The following is a 15127-nucleotide window of genomic DNA, read 5'->3' on the forward strand; positions in this document are numbered from 1 at the left end:
GTCAATGCTAGCAAGCGACACACCTTGACTAACGGTTAAAATATGAACAATAAAGATTTTCAACATTCTAGCTCAACCATCGACTTTGACTTCGATAAACAGCATATTTGGCATCCTTATACTTCCATGAGCCATGCGGCAAAAGTCACGGGAGTCCAATCTGCTGACGGCTGTGAGTTAACCTTATCTGATGGTCAAGTGGTTGTTGATGGCACTAGCTCTTGGTGGGCTTGTATTCATGGCTATAATCGCCCTGAAATTATCGAAGCCATGCAGCATCAATTAACCACATTAAGCCATGTGATGTTTGGCGGTATTACCCACGCACCTGCTGTAAACTTGTGTAAGCGCCTTGTGGATATGACCAGTCCTAATCTAACTAAAGTATTTTTAGCCGATTCTGGCTCCATTGCTGTAGAAGTTGCCATGAAGATGGCGATGCAATATTGGCAAGGTAAAAACCAGCCATTAAAACAACAATTGCTTACCGTTAAACGTGGTTATCATGGCGATACTTTCGCAGCCATGAGTGTGTGCGACCCAGATAATGGTATGCACACTATGTTTGGCAACGCAGTCACAGAGCAATTATTTGCTCCTGCACCGCAATCTGATTTTAATCAGGCGCTAGTCGATGGTGATACTGATGCCTTAGAAGCAATATTAAAAGCTAATCATCAACACATTGCCGCAATTATCATTGAGCCGATTATGCAAGCCGCTGGCGGAATGCACTTTTACTCAGCCGAATACTTAGTTGCTTTACGCGGTCTATGCGATAAATACCAAGTGCTGTTAATTTTAGATGAAATCGCCACAGGCTTTGGCCGCATAGGTAAACTGTTTGCCTATGAATATGCCAATATCGAAGCTGATATTTTATGTTTGGGCAAAGCGTTAACAGGTGGATACATTAGCCTTGCAGCAACGATTTGTAGTGACGAAGTGGCTAAAGGAATAAGTGACTCTCCTGCTGGCGTGTTTATGCATGGACCGACCTTTATGGGGAACCCACTCGCATGTGCCGCTGCGGATGCAAGTTTACAGATTTTACAAACAAGCAATTGGCAGCAGCAAGTCACCGATATTGAATCGCAAATGAAGCAAGAGCTTGCTGAAGCAATTGATTATGAGCATGTAAAAGATGTGCGAGTGCTTGGCTCTGTTGGCGTGATTGAAATGGACAGTGCGATTAATACCGGGGCGCTACAGCAAGCATTTATTGAGCTTGGCGTTTGGATTAGACCTTTTGGCAATGTTATATACATCACCCCGCCCTACACGATTACGTCAGCTCAGTTAACCAAACTGACAAATGCGATGAAAACCATCGCAGCCGATATCACCCAGGAACAAAGCAGTGCTGATACATTCAGTAATGGCTAACCGACTTTAATAAGCAGACACAATAAAGACCCTTTATCAAGCCAGGTAAAGGGTCTTTTGTTTTCTTGTATTCATTAAATGGATTAACACATAGACTAGAGCATCGAGGAAAATTAAATACATAGCCCAATTAGGGTTCAAGCCCTATTACCAATCCACACCAATCCACACTTAAACAAAAAATATCACCTCACTTTTTCATTGTTAAATTTTATGCTTTATAAAGCCATTTAACGTTCAAAATGCTCCTCTAATCCGACTAATATTGTTACAAAAACAATCAAAACTGGTATTACCAATAATTAAACCATTACATGACCAAAGCCTTACCAACAATCATCCAGATCAATAAAACCCTAACTATACCCACTTATAGGCAATAGACTTAAACACTTTAGAATCATAAGCTTAAAGAAAAGCCCCAACAGAGACCTATATTACTTATTACAAATCGAAATTTTAAAGTGATCGTTCACGTATGACAACAAACCTACCCACACTAGACCTTGGTATACCAATGTAATAATTTTGGTAATAATAAGTTGCAATCAGATTACCCCTGTTATATAAATGTTACTGTTGATTAAAACAACAACAATTGGTCATAACAAAGTTTAACCATGACTAAAAACAATTTTTGGGGGAATTATGAAGCTTAATAGAATAAGCGCTATGTTTAGTGAGGCTAAAAGTAAAGCGACTAATGTGTCGCTCTTTGGTGCTACTTTAACGGCTTTGCTAACCATGCCAGCGTTTGCAGCAGAACCTGCTGAAAGTGTTGCTGCAGAAGCCGACACAAGTGAAATTGAAGTAATCGCAGTTAAAGGTATCTTCGGTAGCTTGAAAGCAGCTAACTTACTAAAACGAACTGATGACCGTATTGTCGACGCTATTGTTGCTGAAGACATTGGTAAGTTACCTGATAACAATATTGCAGAAGCACTACAACGTATTACCGGTGTTTCAATTGGTACTGACTTCGGCGTAGGTGAATCTGTCACTATTCGCGGCGTATCAGAAAACCTTGTATTACTGAATGGCCGTTCTACTGCTGGCGCTGGCCGTGGTGGTATTGGTTTAGACGATTTCCCATCTAGCTTCTTAAAAACTGTTGAAGTCATTAAATCTCCAACACCAGAAATGATTGAAGGTGCCTTGGGTGGTACTGTCAACATGCAAACGATTCGCCCATTAGAGCTTTCAGAGCCACTCGTAGCGATAACGTTAGACGGTGAATACGCGGATAAAACAGAAAATACAGCACCTAACTTTTCAATGGGTATTGGTAATAACTGGGACCTAGGTGATGCGGGTACTTTTGGCGCTTCGGCCAATTTAGCTTATTTAGATCGCGAATTACGCCGTGATGAATTTTTTAGTAAAGTAGATTTACAAGACAATATCGACATTGATGGTGACGGTGTTGTTGATGATTCAGGTGGACCGAACGGTAAATACCTGCGCCGCACTCAAAACACGGTAGAGCAAAAAACTGAAGAGCGCGAACGTACTGCTTATGGTGTTTCTTTACAATGGGAACCAGTTAGTGCTGAAGCCAATATCTACCTAGATTTAAATGCAACTAAACTAGATGGCGGCCAGTCTGCTTACTCTATTCTTGATGTAGGTGGTTCTTCTGTTGCAAGAAGTGATTCTTACTACGACGCTAACGGCGAGCTTCATAATTACGATTTAGATGGCGTACTCGTCATTCCAAAAACATGGAGTGACTTTACTACTTCAGATACCACCTCACATGCCATTGGTGGTGAATGGTTTATTACCGATAATATCGAATTATCTGCAGAGTATTCATTATCTAAATCTGAAGAAAAACAAACCGCTAACGAATTTAATTTACGCCCTATTGAACGTACTGACCCAACTGACTCATTAACTACTCATACAAGTACAAGTAGCTCATACAGCGGTGGTGGTATTCCAGGTTATATGTATGCTGACTCAGGTATGCTAACTAACCCAGATAACTTAGTGTTCCGTGAATTTTTCCACAAAACATTAGAAACTGACAATGAAGAGCAAGCATTACGCTTTGACTTTAAAATCAGTGACATTGGTGTAAATTGGGTATCAGCTGTTAAAGCCGGTGTTCGCTTTACAGACCGTGATTACACAGCGAACCGCTTCGATCTTAAGCCAATCAATGGCAACACAACGCTTAAAGATTCATATAAAAAAGCCGTTGATGATAATGGTAATTTCGCACCAATCTGGATTGATAACGCCTTACTTGCCGATAGCATGAATATCGTTAACTTGAATAATTCGTTCGACCAAACTGGTGTTAACGGTCAAAACGATTTGTTGACATATAATGTATACGACGCTGATCAGCTGCAAAATACTGAAGCCACTTATGCACTTGTACAACAAATGCTGCAAGACACTTCTTATGCGATGAACGGTACTTTAGCTGACAACATGGTTGAAGATAACGGCGCATATAAAGAAATTAACGAGACAACCAGTGCTATTTACGCTCAGTTCCATTTAGATTTTGACGATTTAACTGCGGTATTCGGTGGTCGTTATATTCAAACCGAACTAGAGTCGAGTGTTGTTGCTTCAGTTGACGCTGACGGTAATAAAGTACTAGATACTGGTAAAAACGATTATTCAGACTTCCTACCTAGCTTAAACGTCACATATACCTTAACTGAAGAAACGTTAATGCGTTTTGCTGCAGCGAAAGTAATGCGTCGTGCTGATTTTGATGAATTAAGTCCTGCACTTTCAATCGATAACTCGCTAGTGACCGGTACTCAAGGTTCTTACCAGCTTGAGCCATACCGTGTTACACAATACGATTTCTCTGTAGAGCATTACTTTGGCGACGGTGGTATCGTTTCTGCTGCGCTTTTCTATAAAGATGTTAACTCATTTACCCAAACTGACAGCAGCTGTTTAGCTGATGCAAGTACAGTATCAGGTCAAAACACGACTGAGTGGGGTAACATTTGTTTACTCGACACAGCGGGTCAAAGCCAAGGTGATGTTAACTTCGCGACAGAAGATCAAGGTTTAGCTTATGTCGATCAACAAAAAGCCGCAGGTCAAACGGGTATTGTAATTGATACTGACGTTAACGGTGGTAGTGGTGAAGTTAAAGGTCTAGAGCTTGGTTATCAGCAACAGTTCACTTTCTTACCAGGTTTCTGGTCAGGTTTTGGTGTTAATGCTAACTATACTTATGCAGACAGTGAGCAGCCAGATGGCAACCCACTACTGAACATTTCAGAAAATACAGCTAATGGCCAAATTTACTGGGAAAATGAAGATCTTCAGTTCCGTTTAGCGTACAACTGGCGTGACCGTTACTTATATTCACAAGCTGAAAAACGCGTTCAAACTGTTGGTGCATTAGGTTATAACGTATTTAACCAAAATGACCCTACTGCAGATGATTTTGACGCAACAGTAGGTAATAACTACCGTGAAGCACGTGGTCAGTTTGATTTTTCTGCAAGTTGGGATATTAACGAACACTTCGCTGTTGTCGGTAACGTTGTTAACTTAACTGGTGAGCCAATTGAATATACAACGGAACTTGGTTCTGTATGGAAATATAGTGAATCAGATCGTCGTTACACATTAGGTTTACGCGCTAGATTCTAATTTAGTCGCACCTCTCAAAGAGAGCCTGTTAATTTAATAGGCTCTCTTTAAATAAACCCTAACCACACCACTTTGTTTACTTCGAAATAAAACAACCAATGTCACAAAATCTGCAATTGGTAAACCAATTATAAAAATTGGTCAGTAATTAATTGGCTTTACAGTCTTATTGTAATACAATTGAAAAATCAGAAGTAAGTGAAGAATTCGTACATTTTTAATTGAAACTATAAAAGCAAGACTGATTATCATTTCGCTTTTATAAAAATAACTTAGCACGCCTATTCTTGATGCTAGCGCAAATAGCATTCAGATAGCATTTACCAATATATTTAGGAGTTAGATATGACAAAGCCTGTCATTGGTTTCATCGGACTTGGCCTTATGGGCGGCAACATGGTTGAGAACCTTCAAAAGAGAGGTTATCAAGTAAATGTAATGGATCTTAGTGCAGAAGCTGTTGCTCGAGTTACTGACCGTGGTAACGCAACTGCGTTTACTTCAGCAAAAGAATTAGCAGCTGCAAGTGATGTTGTTCAGTTCTGCCTAACAACTTCAGAAGTTGTTGAAAAGATTGTTTACGGCGACGACGGTGTTTTAGCGGGTATTAAAGAAGGTTCAGTATTAGTTGACTTCGGTACTTCTATCCCTGCTTCTACCAAGAAAATCGGTGCTGCACTAGCAGAAAAAGGCGCAGGCATGATTGATGCTCCTTTAGGTCGTACTCCTGCACACGCGAAAGATGGCCTATTAAACATTATGGCTGCTGGCGACATGGATACATTCAACAAGGTTAAGTCTCTTTTAGAAGAGCAAGGCGAGAATGTATTCCACTTAGGTGCATTAGGTGCGGGTCACACTACCAAGTTAATCAACAACTTCATGGGTATGACTACTGTTGCTACTATGTCTCAAGCTTTTGCTGTTGCAAAACTTGCAGGTGTTGATGGCCAACAACTGTTTGACATCATGTCAGCGGGTCCTTCTAACTCTCCATTCATGCAGTTCTGTAAGTTCTATGCTGTAGATGGCGAAGAAAAATTAGGTTTCTCTGTTGCTAATGCCAACAAAGATCTTGGCTACTTCCTAGCAATGTGTGAAGACTTAGGTACTCAGTCTTTAATTGCTCAAGGTACTTCAACAAGCTTACAAGCTGCTGTTGATGCAGGTATGGGTCAAAATGACGTACCTGTAATTTTTGATTACTTCGCTAAGTTAGAGAAGTAATTTAAAACAAGCTTGCTTAAAAGCCTTACTAGAGTGTAAACACTGCCATGCAGTCACACTCAGTAAGGTTTTTTTATGTTTGTAAGGTAATGTTTTTAAAAATATTTTGAAGTTAATATTTTGAAATGAATGCTTTGAAGCTAACGTTTTACTTTAATGATTCAACTCGTTATAAATCATTAATGGCTGTATTTAAGAGAATTCTCTGTTCTGATAGTTAACCCATCTCTTGTCAGCCAAACATGCTCACATATCCACTTTGCTGAGTAACCCGCTCTAACCAGTTATTGATGTTGTCATAATGAGATAAATCAAAACCACCTTCATCCGCGACATGGGTATAGGCATAAAGAGCAATATCAGCCAAGGTGAACTGCGAGCCAATAATAAATGAGTTACCTGACAACTGCTGATCAAGTAAGCTAAGGATCTTTTCCCCTTTAGCATGTAATGCATCATATTCAGCTTGACGCTCAACAGGCATGTTTTGGTATAACTGAATAAAGCGTGCAACGGCAATACACGGCTCGTGGGTATACTGCTCGTAAAACATCCATTGATACATCAACGCCTTATCGAATTCATCTTCAGGGATGAGCGCTGAATGACTGGCTAAATAACCGATAATCGCATTAGATTCAGCCAGCACTCCGCCATCAGTTAATTCTATAATCGGTAACTTACCTTGGGGACTTTTGGCTAAAAACGCTGACGTTCTCGTCTCCCCTTTCATCAAGTCTACGACTTGCCACTGATATTCAATATTAAGCAGATGTAGTGTAAGTTTAATTTTATAGCAATTACCTGACTTCTCATCTCCGTATACTGTAATCATTCGCTGTTCTTGTGAAACTGATATTTATTTTGGTTTGATGACTAATCGCTTATTATGCTCTTAATTTTAAGTCTTACTTAACTAGGCTAGAAATAAGCGCTCTTAATGCGGCAGGTTTTACCATTTTCGCCATATAGTGATAACCGCGCTTTTGTACATCGTCAATCAAATCCTTATTAGTATTAGCAGTAATCAATATCCCTGGTAAATGCTCACCATAACGAGACCGAATGCCGTCCATTGCATCAACTCCATTTTGATCATTATCTAAATGATAATCGGCTAATACAATATCTGGCGCGACGCCTTTTAAGCCAAGTTTAATCCGGGCGTCTGCTAAGTCAGATGCACACACGACTTCACACTTCCAACGGGTTAATAAACTCTCAAGTCCTGCTAAAATCGCTTCTTCGTTATCAATACAAAGCACTTTAACCCCTGCTAATGGCTGAGTTAATGTTGGCACCGGCTTAATAACTTTTTCACTGACAGTCTCACCAAGCGGCACTGTGATTGAAAACACCGAACCCTGACCTAGTTTGGATCTCACTTGTATTTGGTGGTCAAGCACCTTACTGATGCGGTCGGCAATGGCCAAGCCTAAACCTAACCCGCTGACATTGCGGCTGCTTGGATGATTAAGTCGTTTAAATTCTTTAAAGATTTCTTCGGTTTCATGCTCATCAATACCACAGCCCGTATCAAGCACTTGTATCTCGATAAAAGCCCCTCTACGACGACAACCTAGTAAAACTTGTCCACCTTTAGCATAGCGATAAGCATTGGTCAGGAAGTTTTGTAAAATGCGTCTAAGTAAAGATAAGTCTGAGTTAATCGTGGCGCTACAAGCAATCATATTGAAGCGAATTTGATTATCCTTTGCCATGGCTTCAAACTCTACCGATAAACCGTTTAGTAGCTCCGCTAGCGCAAAATCACGACGGTTCACTTCAACCATGCCTGAATCTAATTTTGATATATCCAATAAATCCGTTAACAACTCACCTGCTGTGCGCAGTGAATTATTGATATGGGAAATCGTGGTTTTACCTTCTAAATCTAAGTTGGGGTATTGTGCAAGAGATGCTGTAAATAAACGCGCCGCATTTAACGGCTGCATTAAGTCATGGCCTACTGCGGCTAAAAAGCGACTTTTAGAGGCATTAGCTAGCTCTTCTTGGGCTTTGGCTTCCAGTAGCTCACTGTTTAGCATTGCTAGCTCATACGTACGCTCTTGTACTCGACTTTCTAAAGTTTCATTCGCTTCAATCAAAGCCTTTTCTTGCTGTCGATACTGGGTAATATCGGTAAAGGTCATCACAAAGCCGCCATCTGGCATGGGATTACCCTGAATCTTAATAACCTTGCCGTCTTTGCGTTGCCGCTCTGAAGTATGTTCGGTGCCATTTCGCATGTGCTGAACACGGATCTCAACCTGAGTTTCTATATCGCCTTCACCACAGTAACCTCGCGCAGCATTAAAACGCACGACTTCACTGATTGGCATCCCTTGTTGTAAAAAGTCATCAGGATAATCATAAAGCTCTGCGTATTTATAATTCCACGCCACAAGGTTTAAGTCTTTATCGACCACGCTCATGCCTTCATAGGCATGTTCAATTGCGCCGCGAAGCATGTCTTGGCTCAAAATGATTTTTGACGATGCTTCATCTACTAAACTAAAGACTTCATCAAGGGCCAAATCACGCCCTTGCAATACCGAATCCATCACCAGTGAAGCACTGGATGCACCAAGCACACCCGCGAGCATATGTTCGGTATGCGAAATCAGTTCTTCACCAGCAACCTTGTGCCATGAATCACTGCGCACAGCATCTGGTGAAAACTTACTAAAGCTTTCATAAGCTCTTGTTGGACTAACAAAGCGGCTAGCAAGAATTAATAAGTCCTGCTGAGAGATTGCCCCATGTTTACGGTTAGTGTCCTTCTTATCGCCCTGTTTATTTAACCCAGGATTTATAAAGTGACTGGCTTGAATACGCTCTGCGACACCCGCCCTAAACCAAAGAGAGCCTAAAATATAGCAAACCACATTGGCGAGTAATGCAATTAAGGTGTCAGCAACTTCTGGGCTAATAGACGCTAACAGACCCGTCTCACCGCCAATCCCTACGCTGCCCTCAAATAAGATGTAACACCAAAGCGAGAAACCAACTGCTAAGCCTAAAAAGACCCCTGAGCGATTACCGTATTTCCAATACATGCCGCCTAATAAAGCTGGCGCTAACTGCGCAAATGCCCCAAAAGAAAGCTGCCCAAGGTGAGACAGCGATTCACTGTTACCAAACAACAAGTAACTTAAATAACCTAAAGCCAAAATGATCACGATGGCTAAACGGCGAGCATTCAATAAAAATCGGGCAAATTGATTAAAGTTGGTACCATTTACACGGCCAGTTCGCAGCATAAACGGCACTAACCATTCATTACTGATCATCACACTAATGGTCACGACAGCTACGATGACCATGCCTGTAGCAGCCGATAAAGTACCTAGCAATGCAATGACCGCAAGTACAGGTTGGTCGAGTGCCAAAGGTAAATTAATCACATAGGTATCAGCTGCCACATTGTCACCTAATAACAAGGTGCCAGCTAATGCCAGAGGCGCAACAAATAAACCAAACATGGCAAGGTAAAGCGGGAATATCCAACGAGCTTTATTCAGAACAGCTTCTTCAGCACATTCAACCACCATTACATGGAATTGCCTTGGCATACACATGAAGGCTGCTATACCCACCAGCATTTCAGGCAAAAATGACACAATATTCAGGTTGCCATTTTTGATAATGTCTTTCTCTGACGCTTGTTGCCATATATCGGCAAAGCCATCAAAAAAGCCATAAGTGATCACAAAACCGACGATTAAAAATGCCGCGAGTTTAACCAATGATTCAAAGGCAATTGCGACCATCATCCCGGGATTATGTTCAGTCGCATCAAGCTTTCGTGTACCAAATAGAATCGCAAAAATAGCCAATATAAAGGTAATCAGTAAAGGCACACTGACAGCACTTAATGGCTGATTTTCAGGCTGGAAGAGGTTTAAACTGAATACCATCGCTTTAAGTTGTAAGGCGATATAAGGCATGATGCCAAATAGTGCAATGAGAGTAACAATCGCTGCAAGGGTTTGAGATTTACCGTAGCGGGCGGCAATAAAATCGGCAACGGAGGTAATATTTTGTGCTTTTGAGATGATAACCATCTTGCGCAGCACACCAAAACCGAGTGTGAAAACCAGTATTGGCCCTAAATATATCGGTAAAAAAGACCACAAATCGTTCGCAGACTGACCAACTGTGCCTAAGAAGCTCCAAGATGAACAATAAACCGCTAGACTTAAGCCGTATATCCATACCTGAACTTTTTTGGTGATCTTGCTAAACCATCGCTCAGCTCCCCACGCTAAAATAAACAGTAAAGATACATAGCAAATTGCAATGACAGCAACGACTAAGGTCAAATTCATGGTGTTCTCTTCTTATTATATTCGCTTAATAATCAAGCAATAAATCTGTGTCAATTTGGTGCCATGCTAACATGCGCAACAGGTTAAATATTAAGGATATTTTAAAACTAGACCAAGGTCTAATAGTGTTAACCTCACCTTGCAGACGATACTTTCGTAACGCTAAATTCGACAAAGGGAAGCCATATGAGCTCGCAGTCTCTCTATAAAGTACCAGCAGATTTCGCAACCAACGCACTGGTAGACAATGATACCTATAAGAAAATGTACCAAGAATCTGTGGTAAATCCAGAAGGTTTTTGGAGAGAACACGGTAAGCGTATTGATTGGATCAAACCCTACACCAAAATTAAGAAGACGTCATTTGATGATCATAACCTGTCAATTAACTGGTTTTATGATGGCACATTGAACGCTTCAGCTAACTGTTTAGATCGTCACCTTGAAAAAAATGGCGACCGTGTTGCCATCATCTGGGAAGGCGATGATGCCAGCGAACAACGCAAAATAACCTACCGTGAGCTTCATACTGATGTATGTAAATTTGCTAACGCCCTACGTAGTCAAGGTGTTTGTAAGGGCGATGTAGTAACCATTTATATGCCAATGGTGCCAGAAGCTGCAGTCGCAATGCTAGCTTGTGCCCGTATCGGTGCTGTTCACTCTGTTGTCTTTGGTGGCTTCTCACCTGACTCAATAGCATCACGTGTGATTGATGGCAATTCAAAAGTACTCATTACTGCCGATGAAGGTGTTCGCGGCGGTCGTAAAATTCCATTAAAGCGTAGCATTGATGATGCACTGAATAATCCAGATGTGGATTGCGTCGAAAAAGTTATCGTACTTAACCGAACTGGTGGCGACATCGATTGGGTTGAAGGTCGTGACATTTGGTGGAGCGATGTAATGGCAACAGCTTCAGAGCATTGCCAAGCAGAAGAAATGGGCGCAGAAGACCCGCTTTTCTTACTTTATACATCAGGCTCGACTGGTAACCCTAAAGGTGTGTTACACACTACAGGCGGTTACATGGTTTATGCGTCAATGACTCACGAATATGTATTTGATTACAAAGAAGGTGAAGTTTACTGGTGTACTGCTGATGTGGGTTGGATTACCGGCCACTCGTACATGGTATACGGCCCGCTTGCTAATGGCGCAACCGTGTTAATTCATGAAGGTGTTCCTAACTCCCCAGGCCCTTCTCGTTTAGGCGAAATGATTGACCGCCATAAAGTGAACATTCTTTATACTGCTCCGACATTAATCCGTGCATTAATGGCTGAAGGCAAAGAGCAATTTGAAGGTTTCGATGGCAGCTCGTTACGTGTTATGGGCTCAGTAGGTGAACCTATTAACCCAGAAGCATGGCGCTGGTATCACGAAGTGATTGGTCATGAGTCTTGCCCTATTGTGGATACATGGTGGCAAACAGAAACGGGTGGCATTTTAATTAGTCCGCTACCTGGCGCGACTGACGCAAAGCCAGGCTCTGCTACTCGCCCATTCTTTGGCGTACAACCTGCACTAGTGGATAACATGGGCAATATTTTAGATGGCGCGGTTGAAGGTAACTTAGTCATCCTAGATTCATGGCCTGGCCAAATGCGAACTGTTTATGGCGACCATGACCGTTTTGCACTAACTTACTTTAAAACCTTTAGAGGCATGTACTTCACTGGTGACGGTGCTCGTCGTGATGAAGATGGTTATTACTGGATCACTGGTCGTGTAGATGACGTTATCAATGTATCCGGCCATCGACTTGGTACAGCAGAAGTTGAGAGTGCGCTTGTTTCACATGAGCTAGTTGCTGAAGCTGCAGTAGTTGGTTACCCCCATGATATCAAGGGCCAAGGCATCTACGCTTATGTGACGCTTACTAAAGGCATTGAAGAAACAGAAGAACTTCGTCAAGGTCTACGCCAATGGGTTCGTAAAGAAATCGGCGCCCTAGCAACCCCAGATTTAATTCAGTGGGCAGGCGGACTTCCTAAAACACGTTCAGGCAAAATCATGCGTCGTTTCTTACGTAAGATTGCTGCTAATGAAGTGACCAACTTAGGTGATTCGTCAACACTGGCAGATCCAGCGGTAATCGATACACTTATCGAATCCCGCTTAAATAAAACCGAGTAATACTGACGATAAGTGATTGTCAGGTTAATCGTAACCTTTACGTCCTACCCACCTAGAGAGTCTTGACCAGATTCTCATTGCCCCCTCAAATGAGGGGGCTTTTTTATGTTAAAACTCAGCTTAAGCAAATCGTAATAACCTAACATCCACATCGTTACGTGATAAAGTAATGCCTCAGTTATCTTTTCAACACATTCAACAATAACGAGTTTATGCCAGTAACAATTTCGCTTCGTGATTATCAGCAAGACTCAGTCAATGCTGCCATAGCCCATTTTAAACAAAGCAATGATTCAGCGGTGCTAGTATTACCCACTGGCGCAGGCAAAAGCATCGTCATCGCTGAGCTTGCACGTATTGCACGCGGAAATGTTTTAGTGCTCACTCACGTCAAAGAATTAGTGGCACAAAATGCTGAAAAAGTGGGTTTACTGACCGAAGAAGCCAGTATTTATTCTGCAGGACTCAATCAAAAAAAAGCCGTTGGTAAAACCGTTGTTGCCAGTGTGCAATCTGCAGCAAGAGCACCTGAAAAATTCAATCAGCTTTTTTCTTTGGTGATCATTGATGAGTGTCACCGCGTGAGTAACGATGAAAATAGCCAATATTGGCAACTGTTGGCTCATTTAAAAAAACGTAACCCTCAGCTTAAATTATTGGGCTTAACCGCAACGCCATATCGCTTAGGTTTAGGTTGGATATATCGTCACCATTACCATGGCAAAGTGGGTAACACTGAAAAGCCAATTTTTGAAAAATGTATATTTGAGCTGCCAATGCGGCCTTTAATCAAGCAAGGGTATTTAACTGCGCCTAAGATTTTTGATGGCTTAAGTGCTCAATATGACTTTAGCCAAGTCACACCTTCAGAATCGGGAGAGTACCCGCAAAAAGAAGTTGATGACTTACTCAATCATCAAGGGCGAGCAACAACCGCTATTATCAAGCAAGTGCTACAACTTGCCGAGCACCGTAAAGGTGTACTCATTTTTGCCGCAACAGTTAGGCATGCCAAAGAAATCATCAATTTACTCAGCCAAGATGCAGCATTAATAACCGCAGATACTCCTCATATTGAGCGTGATGAAATAATTACTCGCTTTAAACAACAGCAACTCAAATTTATTGTCAACGTTGCAGTATTAACCACAGGCTTTGACGCCCCTCATGTAGACTTAATCGCAATTTTAAGACCCACTGCATCAGTGAGTCTATTTCAGCAAATGATTGGCCGAGGGCTCCGTTTAGCGCCTGAGAAAGATGATTGCCTAGTTATTGATTACGCTGCAAATGGCTATGACTTATACTTCCCCGAAGTTGGTCAAGTGAAAACCAACAGTAAGTCTGTCCCAGTGCAAGTTCACTGCCCTGTTTGTCAGTTTGCCAACACGTTTTGGGGACTAGTTGATAGTGACGGCGATATTGTTGAGCACTTTGGCAGACGGTGCCAAGGCTTAATTGAAAATACTCATGATAACCAGAAGCACCAATGTGACTTTCGATTCAGATCAAAATCCTGTCCTGATTGCGGCGCTGAGAATGATATTGCCGCCCGCATATGCCAAACCTGTCAATCAACATTGATAGATCCTGATAAACGCTTGAAGCAAGTCTTATCTTCTCAGCATCACCACCTCTTTAAATGCCAAGAAATGCTGCTAACGGTAGATGACAATAAATTGATCGTGCAGTACTTCGATATTGAAGCCAATGACTTCAAAGAAACCTTTAGAATGGAAACACCTGCCCAGCGCCGCGCGCTATTTGCCATTTTTATCGCACCGCATTCTCGAACGCCAGGAATGAAACATCCGCAATATAAAACACCAAATCAACTTGTTGACCAAGCAGAGCATTTTAAAAAGCCAGATCTCCTCTTACTCAAAAAACAAAAACACAAATGGGATTTAGTGGAGAAGTTTTTTGACTATAAAGGTCGTTATAAAACGATTGATGAAAGTAGTTTTTAACTGAGTTCGGTATAAATTATCAATTCAATAAGAGTTATGGTATAAATCGTCAAATCAAAAAAAGGAGTCACTATGTTTGTTGTTATTTTTGGCCGTCCAGGCTGCCCATATTGTGTTCGTGCTGTTGAATTATCAGAAAAACTAACTGCACAACGTGACGGTTTTAAATTTAAGTACGTAGACATTCATGCTGAAGGCATTTCTAAAGCTGATTTAGAGAAAACTGTGGGCAAGCCAGTTGAAACGGTACCTCAAATCTTCGTAGATGAAGTTCATGTAGGTGGTTACACTGAATTCGAACAATATGTTCGTTCAAATAACTTATTAGGCTAAATAGTACGGCTACTATTTCGAATATGTTATACAAAGAAAAGGGTTAATTCATTGAATTAACCCTTTTTTAATGTAACTTGATTTTCGGGGGGAAAGTTACAAAAT

At 41.4% G+C, this 15127-nt stretch carries 8 protein-coding genes; 6 read left to right on the top strand and 2 right to left on the bottom strand.

All coding sequences use genetic code 11. The annotated features are described in order from the left end of the window. Window positions 1–42: 42 nt before the first annotated feature. From bioA to AC0L4E_RS10700, 3 genes are all read left to right on the top strand, one after another. The gene (gene bioA, locus AC0L4E_RS10690) at window positions 43–1386 is read left to right on the top strand and encodes an adenosylmethionine--8-amino-7-oxononanoate transaminase (RefSeq protein ID WP_473679168.1); all 1344 of its coding nucleotides are present in this window, start codon (window positions 43–45) and stop codon (window positions 1384–1386) included. A 648-nt stretch (window positions 1387–2034) separates the two neighbouring features. Next, on the top strand, window positions 2035–5022 hold the full coding sequence (locus AC0L4E_RS10695; RefSeq protein ID WP_473679169.1) for a TonB-dependent receptor: 2988 nt from the start codon (window positions 2035–2037) through the stop codon (window positions 5020–5022). 345 nt (window positions 5023–5367) lie between these two features. After that, on the top strand, window positions 5368–6249 hold the full coding sequence (locus tag AC0L4E_RS10700) for an NAD(P)-dependent oxidoreductase (protein WP_473679170.1): 882 nt from the start codon (window positions 5368–5370) through the stop codon (window positions 6247–6249). Between the two features lie 232 nt (window positions 6250–6481). Here the strand turns inward: AC0L4E_RS10700 and AC0L4E_RS10705 are convergent, their stop codons facing one another. Beyond that, a complete protein-coding gene (locus tag AC0L4E_RS10705; RefSeq protein WP_473679171.1) occupies window positions 6482–7084 on the bottom strand; it encodes a glutathione S-transferase family protein in 603 nt (200 codons plus the stop codon). A gap of 73 nt (window positions 7085–7157) precedes the next feature. Then, window positions 7158–10580, bottom strand: coding sequence for a hybrid sensor histidine kinase/response regulator (locus tag AC0L4E_RS10710; RefSeq protein ID WP_473679172.1), 3423 nt, complete (start codon window positions 10578–10580; stop codon window positions 7158–7160). Between the two features lie 186 nt (window positions 10581–10766). Here AC0L4E_RS10710 and acs point away from each other — a divergent pair, with 186 nt between their 5' ends. The 3 genes from acs (at window position 10767) to AC0L4E_RS10725 (ending at window position 15022) form a co-directional block, all read left to right on the top strand. Further along, the gene (acs, locus tag AC0L4E_RS10715) at window positions 10767–12719 is read left to right on the top strand and encodes an acetate--CoA ligase (RefSeq protein ID WP_473679173.1); all 1953 of its coding nucleotides are present in this window, start codon (window positions 10767–10769) and stop codon (window positions 12717–12719) included. 212 nt (window positions 12720–12931) lie between these two features. Continuing rightward, on the top strand, window positions 12932–14689 hold the full coding sequence (radD, locus tag AC0L4E_RS10720) for a DNA repair helicase RadD (protein ID WP_473679174.1): 1758 nt from the start codon (window positions 12932–12934) through the stop codon (window positions 14687–14689). Between the two features lie 72 nt (window positions 14690–14761). Next, a complete protein-coding gene (locus tag AC0L4E_RS10725) occupies window positions 14762–15022 on the top strand; it encodes a GrxA family glutaredoxin (RefSeq protein ID WP_473679175.1) in 261 nt (86 codons plus the stop codon). Window positions 15023–15127 lie beyond the last annotated feature (105 nt).

The organism is Shewanella sp. GJ50-10 (assembly GCF_055808815.1).

Coding starts and splice junctions, on each gene's coding strand:
- bioA (WP_473679168.1), top strand. CDS start 43: ATGAACAATAAAGATTTTCAACATTCTAGCTCAACCATCGACTTTGAC.
- AC0L4E_RS10695 (WP_473679169.1), top strand. CDS start 2,035: ATGAAGCTTAATAGAATAAGCGCTATGTTTAGTGAGGCTAAAAGTAAA.
- AC0L4E_RS10700 (WP_473679170.1), top strand. CDS start 5,368: ATGACAAAGCCTGTCATTGGTTTCATCGGACTTGGCCTTATGGGCGGC.
- AC0L4E_RS10705 (WP_473679171.1), bottom strand. CDS start 7,084: ATGATTACAGTATACGGAGATGAGAAGTCAGGTAATTGCTATAAAATT.
- AC0L4E_RS10710 (WP_473679172.1), bottom strand. CDS start 10,580: ATGAATTTGACCTTAGTCGTTGCTGTCATTGCAATTTGCTATGTATCT.
- acs (WP_473679173.1), top strand. CDS start 10,767: ATGAGCTCGCAGTCTCTCTATAAAGTACCAGCAGATTTCGCAACCAAC.
- radD (WP_473679174.1), top strand. CDS start 12,932: ATGCCAGTAACAATTTCGCTTCGTGATTATCAGCAAGACTCAGTCAAT.
- AC0L4E_RS10725 (WP_473679175.1), top strand. CDS start 14,762: ATGTTTGTTGTTATTTTTGGCCGTCCAGGCTGCCCATATTGTGTTCGT.